Annotated in this window: 8 protein-coding genes; 7 read left to right on the forward strand and 1 reads right to left on the reverse strand. The window is 73.9% G+C overall.

The genetic code is table 11. The features are described from left to right. Positions 1-62: 62 nt before the first annotated feature. The 3 genes from AC1WTP_RS15990 to AC1WTP_RS16000 are packed head-to-tail and all read left to right on the forward strand — an operon-like array spanning position 63 to position 2280. The gene (locus AC1WTP_RS15990) at positions 63-1526 is read left to right on the forward strand and encodes an amidase (RefSeq protein WP_481650034.1); all 1464 of its coding nucleotides are present in this window, start codon (positions 63-65) and stop codon (positions 1524-1526) included. 54 nt (positions 1527-1580) lie between these two features. Continuing rightward, positions 1581-1886, forward strand: a complete 306-nt coding sequence (gene ctaJ / locus AC1WTP_RS15995; protein ID WP_481650035.1) for an aa3-type cytochrome oxidase subunit CtaJ — start codon at positions 1581-1583, stop codon at positions 1884-1886. Beyond that, positions 1873-2280, forward strand: a complete 408-nt coding sequence (locus AC1WTP_RS16000; RefSeq protein WP_481650036.1) for a DUF5130 family protein — start codon at positions 1873-1875, stop codon at positions 2278-2280. Before ctaJ ends, AC1WTP_RS16000 begins: the two co-directional genes overlap by 14 nt. Positions 2281-2519: 239 nt before the next feature. On the opposite strand, the gene pepN is transcribed toward AC1WTP_RS16000, so the two are convergent. Then, positions 2520-5069, reverse strand: a complete 2550-nt coding sequence (gene pepN / locus AC1WTP_RS16005; RefSeq protein ID WP_481650055.1) for an aminopeptidase N — start codon at positions 5067-5069, stop codon at positions 2520-2522. A 220-nt stretch (positions 5070-5289) separates the two neighbouring features. Between pepN and AC1WTP_RS16010 the strand changes: the two genes are divergently transcribed. The 4 genes from AC1WTP_RS16010 to AC1WTP_RS16025 all read left to right on the forward strand — a co-directional run bounded on the left by AC1WTP_RS16010 (position 5290) and on the right by AC1WTP_RS16025 (position 8371). After that, entirely contained in the window at positions 5290-5913 is a 624-nt protein-coding gene (locus tag AC1WTP_RS16010; protein WP_481650037.1) for a mycothiol-dependent nitroreductase Rv2466c family protein, read from the forward strand. Positions 5914-6116: 203 nt separating this feature from the next. Next, complete coding sequence (locus tag AC1WTP_RS16015; protein WP_481650038.1) at positions 6117-6545, forward strand: hypothetical protein; 429 nt, start codon at positions 6117-6119, stop codon at positions 6543-6545. Between the two features lie 84 nt (positions 6546-6629). Further along, a complete protein-coding gene (locus tag AC1WTP_RS16020) occupies positions 6630-7829 on the forward strand; it encodes a DUF1015 family protein (protein WP_481650039.1) in 1200 nt (399 codons plus the stop codon). Between the two features lie 71 nt (positions 7830-7900). Then, entirely contained in the window at positions 7901-8371 is a 471-nt protein-coding gene (locus AC1WTP_RS16025; protein WP_481650040.1) for a ribose-5-phosphate isomerase, read from the forward strand. Positions 8372-8444 lie beyond the last annotated feature (73 nt).

Genomic DNA, 8444 nt, shown 5'->3' on the forward strand with positions numbered 1-8444 from the left:
CCGGCCGGCCGGGCCGGCGCGTGACGAGTGCACGCGGCCGGCCGTCCGGGCAGGATGAGGGGATGGCCGAGCCGCACGACCTGACCGCGCTGGAGCAGGCCGCCGCGATCGCCCGCGGCGAGCTGTCCAGCGTGGAACTCGTCGAGCACCACCTGCACCGGGTCGCCGCGCTCGGCGACACCGTCGGGGCGTTCGTCACCGTCACGCCGGAGCTGGCCCGGGAAGCCGCCCGGGCCGCCGACGCGGTGCCGGTCGAGCGGCGCGGGCCGCTGCACGGCGTGCCCACCGCGATCAAGGACCTCACCCTCACCGCCGGGGTGCGCACCACCTTCGGTTCGGCCGCCTTCGCCGACTTCGTCCCCCCGGTCGACGCCGACGTGGTCCGGTTCATGCGCGCCGCCGGGCTGGTCAGCCTCGGCAAGACCACCACCTCGGAGTTGGGCTGCTCGCTCTACTCGGAGGGGCTGGTCGCGCCGCCGGCCCGCAACCCGTGGAACCTGGCGTACACGGCGGGCGGCTCCAGCGGCGGCGCGGCCGCCGCGGTGGCGGCCGGGCTGGTGCCGGTGGCGCAGGGCTCCGACGGCGGCGGTTCGCTGCGCATCCCGGCGTCGCTCTGCGGTCTGATCGGCTACAAGCCGAGCCGGGGGGTGGTCTCCGGCGGTCCGCTCGGCTTCGGCGCGTTCGGCCTGCCCACCAGCGGACCGATCGGGCGCACCGTCGCCGACGTGGCGGCGCTGCTCGACGTGCTGGCGCAGCCGGTGCCGGGGGAGCCGTACCTGCCGCCGCTGCCGCCGGCCGGGGGCTACCTGACCGCGGCCCGGCAGCCCCGGCCCGGCCGGCTGCGGGTCGGCCGGTTCACCGCGCCGATGCTCGCCGACGAGCCGGTCCACCCGGACTGCCTCGCCGCCGTGGACCGGGCCGCCGCGCTGCTCACCGCCGCCGGGCACGAGGTGGTCGAGGTACCGCCGCCGCTCGGGCCGTCGGCGTGGCCGCTGTTCGAGATCGTCTGGTACGTGCTGGCGCTCGCCCCGGTGCCGCCCGAGCTGGAGAGCCAGCTGCTGCCGCTGACCCGCCACCTGCGGGCCCGGGGCGCGGAGGTCTCCGCCGCCACCCTCAGCGCCACGCTCGGCGAACTCCAGGCGCAGGTACGCCGGGGCGTGCACCGCACCGCCGGCTGTGACCTGCTGCTCTGCCCCACCCTCGCCGCCCCGCAGGCGCCGGTGGGCTGGTTCACCGACAGCGGCGACCCGGCGGACGATTTCGACCGGCAACGCCGGTTCTCGCCGTACTGCGCCATCTTCAACGTCACCGGCGATCCGTCCGTCTCGTTGCCGGTGGGCGTCACCGCCGAGGGGCTGCCGGTCGGGGTGCTGCTCACCGGCCGGTACGGTGACGACGCGCGGCTGATCGCCACGGCTGCGCAACTGGAGGACTCCAGTGGCGGGTGGGATCGCCACCCCGCAATCTGGCGGGCCGTCGGCTCCGCTAACGTGAATGACAGCGGAGTCGGGCGGTCGGCGCCATGATCGTCCACCCGACCCGGTTGCTCTGGTCTCTCTTTCCGCCTGGGGGCGTTGGGATTGTCTGTTACCGAGACGTTGCTGGTCTTCGTCGGCATCCCGGCGGCCGCGGTGCTGGTGATCGCCGGTCTGGCGTACGCCGGTAGCCGTGGCGGCGGCGGTGGCGGCGCCAAGCGTTACCGGCCGGGCCGGCCCTTCGACTTCACTCCGGTCTGGTTCGTGGGCCGCCCGGAGCAGCTGGCCGACTCGGCCGGCACCGCCCTGGCAGCGGGCGCGCAGGCGCCGGCGCTGTCCAGCCGCAAGCAGGAGCAGGCCGGCGAGATCGCGCCGGCCGGTGGAACCGGAGGCGCAAGTGACCGTTGGTGAGAAGCAGGCCGGGCCGGGTAACCCGCCCGAGGTGCTGGACGGGCCGTTCTCGACCCGGCAGCTGCTGCGCATCGACGAGGCCCTCCGGCTGGCCGACCAGAACACCGGCCTGGTCTTCTCGGTATTCGTCGGCGGCCTCGACGAGCCGATCCGGGAGCACGCCGAGCGGCTGCACCGCCAGCTCGCCGAGCCCGACAAGTCGGTGCTGATCGCGGTCTCGCCCAACCAGCGGCAGCTGGAGATCGTCACCGGTCGCTACGCCCGCAAGCGCATCCCCGACACGTACGCCAAGCTCGCCGCGCTGTCGATGGTCGCGGCGTTCGGCGGCGGCGACCTGGCCGGCGGCATCATCAGCGGCCTGGACCAGCTCGCCAGCCACGCCGGCAAGGGCTGACCCTCCTCGTACGACGAAGCCCGGTCCGCGCGGAAGCGGACCGGGCTTCGTCGTGTCGGCAGGGCGCAGGCGCTCCCGGCCGGCGAGGCATGTCGGTTGAGCCTGATACCTCAGGGTCATATTGATGACGCTGAGGTATCACGGCCGTCGCCACATCCTTCCCCAGGGTGGCCGCTGCCCGTTGTCGGCGTTTCCGCTTCTGCCGCCGTAACGGCGCCCCGGGGGCCGTGCTCCGCCGCTCAGGCGGTCTGGGCGTCCCGGGCGCGGGCCCTGAGGGCGCGGACCACACCGTCGCGGCCCTCGGCGACCAGCCGGCGCAGCGGGCCCGGGTGGCCGTCGCCGGCCAGCCAGGCGTCGGTGGCGGCGACCGTGTCCTCCTCCACCAGGTACGCCGGGTACGCCAGCTGCGCGAACTCCTGGGCCGGCTCGCTGTCCCGGCTGGCCCACACCTGACCCACCGCGGCGAAGTACTTCTCCCGGTAGGGTGCGACCAGCTCGACCTGCGTCGGGTGGGCGAAGCCCTGCAGCAGCGCCCGGTGCCGCCAGTTCGGCAGCGCCTCCGGGCCGGTCAGCTGCGCCCAGACGGCGGCCTTGTTCTCCGCCGTCGGCACCAGCGCGTGCGCGTACGCCGCCTCCCGCTCGCCGCTGGCCGTCCGGTCGCCGGCCAGCTCGGCCTCGATCTCGGCGGGGCCGGCCGCGCCGTTGGCCGCCAGCGCGCCGAGCACCGCCCAGCGCAGCTCGGTGTCGACGGTCAGCCCGGCCGGCACCCCGCTGCCGGCCAGCCAGCCGCGCAGCGTGGCCAGGTCCTCCGCGGAGCGGGTGGCCGAGGCGTACGCCCGGGCCCAGGCGAGCTGGAAGCCGCTGCCCGGCTCCGCGGCGGCCAGCGCGGTGCGGGCGGTACGGGCCAGCTCCGCCCAGCCGGTCGGCGCCCAGGCCGGGTCGGCGTAGAAGGTGAGCGTGGTGGTGGCCTGCCGCAGCGTCGCGGTGACCAGGTTGATGTCGGTCTCGGCGGGCAGCCCGGCCAGCACCAGCGCCACGTAGTCGCGGGCGGCCAGTTCGGCGTCGCGGGTCATGTCCCAGGCGGCCGTCCAGCAGAGCGCGCGGGCCAGCGACGACTCGAGGCCGGCGATGTGCTGCACCACGGTGGCCATCGACCGCTCGTCGAGCCGGAGCTTGGTGTAGGTGAGGTCGTCGTCGTTGAGCAGCAGCACGTCGGCGGCCCGGACCCCGCGCAGCTCGGTCAGCTCGGTCCGCTCGCCGGTCACGTCCACCTCGAGGCGCTGGCGGCGGACCAGCCGGCCGTCGGCGAGGTCGTACAGGCCCACCCCGATCCGGTGGGTGCGCAGCGTCGGGTGCCCGGCCGGCGCCTCCTGCCGGACCACCACCCGCTGGTACGCGCCGTCCGTGTCGATCGCCACCTCCGGCCGCAGGGTGTTGACCTGCGCGGTCTCCAGCCACTGGGCGGCGAACTTGCGCAGCTCCCGGCCGGAGGCCGCCTCCAGCTCGGAGAGCAGGTCGTCGAAGGTGGCGTTGCCCCAGGCGTGCTTGCCGAAGTACGTCCGCAGGCCGGCCAGGAACGGCTCCTCGCCCACGTACGCGACGAGCTGCTTGAGCACGCTCGCGCCCTTGGCGTAGGTGATGCCGTCGAAGTTGACCTCGACCGCCTCCATGTCCGGCATCTCGGTGTAGACCGGGTGCGTGGAGGAGAGCTGGTCCTGCCGGTAGCCCCAGTTCTTCCGGATCGACAGGAAGGTGGTCCACGCCTCGCGGAACCGGGTGGCGTGGGTGTTGCACCAGTGGCTGGCCCACTCGGCGAACGACTCGTTCAGCCACAGGTCGTTCCACCAGCGCATGGTGACCAGGTCACCGAACCACATGTGCGCCAGCTCGTGCAGGATCGTGTTCGCCCGCTGCTCGTACTCGAAGTCGGTGACCTGCGAGCGGAAGATGTAGTGCGACTCGGCGTGCGTGACGCAGCCGAAGTTCTCCATCGCGCCGGCGTTGAAGTCGGGCACCCAGAGCTGGTCGTACTTGGGCAGCGGGTAGCGCACGCCGAACTGCTCGTGGAAGAAGTCGAAGCCCTGCTTGGTGATCAGGAAGAGATCGTCGGAGTCGAGGTACCGCGCCATCGACGCCCGGCAGAACACCCCCAGGTCGATCCCGTCGTGGCTCTCCCGCACCTCGTGGTACGGCCCGGCGCAGAGCGCGGTGATGTAGGTGCTCATCCGGGCCGACTCGGCGAAGTGGACGGTCTTCAGGCCCTCGCCGGCCGGCTCCTCGCGCGCCACCGGCATGTTCGACACCACCCGCCAGTGGTCCGGCACGGTGGCGCGCCAGGTGTAGACGCTCTTGAGGTCGGGCTGGTCGAAGCAGGCGAAGACGCGCTGCGCGTCGGCCGTCTCGAACTGGCTGTAGAGGTAGGTCTCGCCGTCGACCGGGTCGACCGTGCGGTGCAGGCCCTGCCCGCTGTTGGAGTACGCGAAGTCCGCGTCGACCACCAGGACGTTCTCGCTGTCCAACCCGGACAGCGTCAGGCCCTTCTCCGCCGACCAGTCGCCCAGGTCGACCGGGTTGCCGTTCAGCGTCGCCGAGCGCACCGAGTCGGCCGCCACCTCGATGAAGGTGCTCGCGCCCGGCTCGGCGCAGCGGAACCGGACCTCGGTGGTCGAGCGGAAGGTGCGGCCCTCGGCCGCCTGGACGGCGCTGGACAGGTCCAGGTTGATGTCATATCCGGTCACGTCGAGCAGGCGGGCCCGCTCGGTCGCCTCGACCTGCGTCAGGTTGCGCACTCCCGGCACGTTCGTCTCCATCCCACTCTCGCCGTACGCCGCGGCGGCGCCCGTCCGCCGGCCGCTCGTGGCGGCCGGCCGGATCCGAGTCTTCCATGCACCGGCGGTCCGCGGTGGTCGAGGTCACGCTCTCATTCCCCTGCCGGGCCACGGCGCCGGGGGCGAAGATCGGGGTGAGGCGCCGGAGCCCCGGCGTCACCCGTCGTGAAGGGACCTCACCGTGAGCGAGCGTGTCGCCGTCGACATGTGGTTCGACCCCCTCTGCCCGTGGGCGTGGATCACGTCCCGCTGGCTGCTGGAGGTGGAGCAGGTTCGGGAACTGGACATCCGCTTCCACGTGATGAGTTTGTCGGTGCTCAACGAGGGCCGGGACCTGCCCGAGCACTACCAGGAGCTGATGCGGGTCGGCTGGGGCCCGGTGCGGATCTGCATCGCGGCGGAGCAGCGCCACGGCTCGGACGTGCTGCGCCGGCTCTACACCGCCCTCGGCACCCGGATCCACCTCGGTAAGGAGCAGCTCGGGCCGGAGCTGTACGCCGCCGCGCTGACCGACGCCGGGCTGGACCCGGCGCTCGCCGAGGCCGCCGAGAGCAGCGACCACGACGAGGCGCTGCGGGCCAGCCACGAGGCGGGCATGCGGCCGGTCGGCACCGACGTCGGCACGCCGGTCATCCACGCCCCGGGCCCGGACGGCCGCCAGGTCGCCTTCTTCGGCCCGGTGATCACCCCGGCTCCGAAGGGCGAGGCCGCGGGCCGCCTCTGGGACGGCGTCCTGCTGGTCGCCGGCACCCCCGGATTCTTCGAGCTGAAGCGCTCCCGCGACGTCGAACCCATCTTCGACTGATCCCTCCCGTATCCCCGCCGGCCGGTCGAGAGGTTCGGGTCGGATCCCGTCGGATTCCGGACCCGAACCTCTCGGTCGGCGAGGCGCCGGCCTGCGGGGGAGAGGTGGGCGGGCGTCACCGGGGCGGCGGCGGAATCGTTGGCTTCCATGTCCGCCGCAGCGACCCGCAGGGCCGCACCCCGCAGCTCGTGGAGGCATCCCCGATGGCCAAGCACCGTGCGTCCGTTGACGATTCTCCCGGCGGTGAGGAGGTGGCCGACAGCCCTGACGCGGCGTACTGGTCGGTCGACGACTCCCGCTGGCCGACGCTCCGGCCCGACCTTCCCCCGGACATGGTGGACCTGCTCGCCCCGCCGATCGTGGTCGGCGTCGCCCGGGTGCCGGCGACCTCCCGGCTGACCCCGCCCGCCGCCGAGCGGCCCGCGCCGGTGGCCGTCCGACCCACGTCGGCCGTGCCCGCACCGCCCCGGCCGGCGGCGCCCGCGCCGGTCGGAGCGCGTCCCGCCCCGGCCGATCCGGTCGGTCCGGTGGGTGCCCGCCGCAGCCCGCACGCCGCGTCCACCACGAACCGCCGGCCGGCTCCCGCCGGGCGGCACCGGCGGCAGGCGGGCTCCGCGGAGCGCACCGGCTGAGCCGGCCGTACCGCTCTTTCATCTGGTGGACGCCGTGCGGGTCCGCGGTCGTCGGCCGGTCCGCCCCAGGTAGCGTCAGCGGTCATGACGGTCGTGCATCCGATCGCCCGGGCCTGGATCACCACTGGCGGCACCGGCGCGCAGAACTACGACGAGTTCGCCGACGACGCGGAGATCACCGCGATCATCGAGGCGAACCCGCACAGTGCCCTCGGCATCGAGATGCCGCACCGGGCGCCGGAGAGCCTCGGGAAGTCCTTCCTCGACGCGCTGCCGGACGCGGTGGCCCGGCTCGCCGAGGCCAAGGCCGACGGCAGCTACACCCCGGCCGAGCGGGTGGTCGTGCTCTACCGGATCAGCGCGCCGGGGGAGGAGCCGGCGTACGGGCTCTTCGCGATGGTGGACACCGACCAGATCTCCACCCGGGCCGACGAGCCCGGCCTGGTGATCCGCAACGAGGACGTCTTCATCGCCAAGGTGCGGGAGCGGGTGGCGCTCGCCGAGGCGCTCGGGCACCTGCTCTCGCCCGTACTGCTGCTGCAGACCGGGCGGGGCGACGAGCTGCACGCCGCGCTCGCGGCGGCGACCGAGACGGCCGGCGCGCCCGCCGCCACCGACACCGACCAGGCCGGGCGCACGCACGCCATCTGGCTGGTCGGCCCCGGCCCGCGGCAGGACGAGCTGACCGCCCTGGCCGGCGGCGGCGAGCTGGTCGTCGCCGACGGCAACCACCGCAGCCTGGCCGCCCAGACCGGCGGGCTGACGCGCTTCCTGGCAGTGGTCACCACGCCGGCCTCGGTGGCCATCCAGCCCTACAACCGGCTGGTCAGCGAGCTGACCACCACGCCGGACGACCTGCTCGACCGGCTGCGCGCCGCCGGCGCGCGGGTCACCCCGATCGACGGCCCGGTCGAGGTGCCGGCGGCCGGCGGCACCGTCGCGCTCCGGCTGGCCGGCCAGGGGTACGCGGTGACCCTGCCGCACACCGGCGGCGCCCGGTTGGAGAACCTCGACCACGCCCTGGTCGAGCGGCTGCTGCTGCGCGACGCGCTCGGGCTGGACCCGGGCGACAAGCGGATCACCTACGTCGGCGGCGACTACCCGGCGAGCTGGCTCACCGGTGAGGTCGACGCCGGCCGGGCCGAGCTGGCCGTGCTGATCGCCCCGGTGACCGTGGAGGACTTCGTGGCGGTGAACCTGGCCCGGGAGAAGATGCCGCGCAAGAGCACCTGGTTCACCCCGAAGGCGCGCGGTGGCCTGGTGGTCGCCGAGCTGCCCCGCTGAGCTGTGACGAATCCGCCCCGGGACGCCGCCCGCGCGGTGTTCCGGGGCGGCGGCCTGTCAGACTGCGCGGTATGCGCGTCTACCTGGGATCCGACCACGCCGGCTTCGAGTTGAAGGTGCACCTGGCCAACCACCTGGCCACGCAGGGGTACGACGTGGTCGACGTCGGCCCGCACGCGTTCGACCCGGACGACGACTACCCGGCGTTCTGCCTGCACACCGGTGACCGGGTGGTGGCGGACGCGGGCAGCCTGGGTGTGGTGATCGGCGGCTCCGGCAACGGCGAGCAGATCGCCGCGAACAAGGTCGCCGGGGTCCGCGCCGCGCTGGCCTGGAACATCGAGACCGCCCAGCTGGCCCGGGAGCACAACGACGCCAACATCGTCGCCGTCGGCGCCCGTCAGCACACGCTGGCCGACGCCACCGCCATCGTCGAGGCGTTCCTGGGCACCCCGTTCTCCGGCAACGAGCGGCACTTCCGGCGGATCGCCCAGGTGGCCGAGTACGAGCGCACCCGGGCCCTGCCCGCCCTGCCGGCCTAGACGAGTAGTTCCGATGTCAGGGGTCGATGTCTGGGTATGAAGAGAGGGCATCCAGGATCATGTTGTGACGCAA

It is taken from the genome of Micromonospora sp. R311, from assembly GCF_056780015.1.

What these genes read in the sequence shown, in the direction of transcription:
- AC1WTP_RS15990 (WP_481650034.1), top strand. Translation starts at nt 63, where the DNA reads ATGGCCGAGCCGCACGACCTGACCGCGCTGGAGCAGGCCGCCGCGATC.
- AC1WTP_RS16025 (WP_481650040.1), top strand. Translation starts at nt 7,901, where the DNA reads ATGCGCGTCTACCTGGGATCCGACCACGCCGGCTTCGAGTTGAAGGTG.
- AC1WTP_RS16020 (WP_481650039.1), top strand. Translation starts at nt 6,630, where the DNA reads ATGACGGTCGTGCATCCGATCGCCCGGGCCTGGATCACCACTGGCGGC.
- AC1WTP_RS16015 (WP_481650038.1), top strand. Translation starts at nt 6,117, where the DNA reads ATGGCCAAGCACCGTGCGTCCGTTGACGATTCTCCCGGCGGTGAGGAG.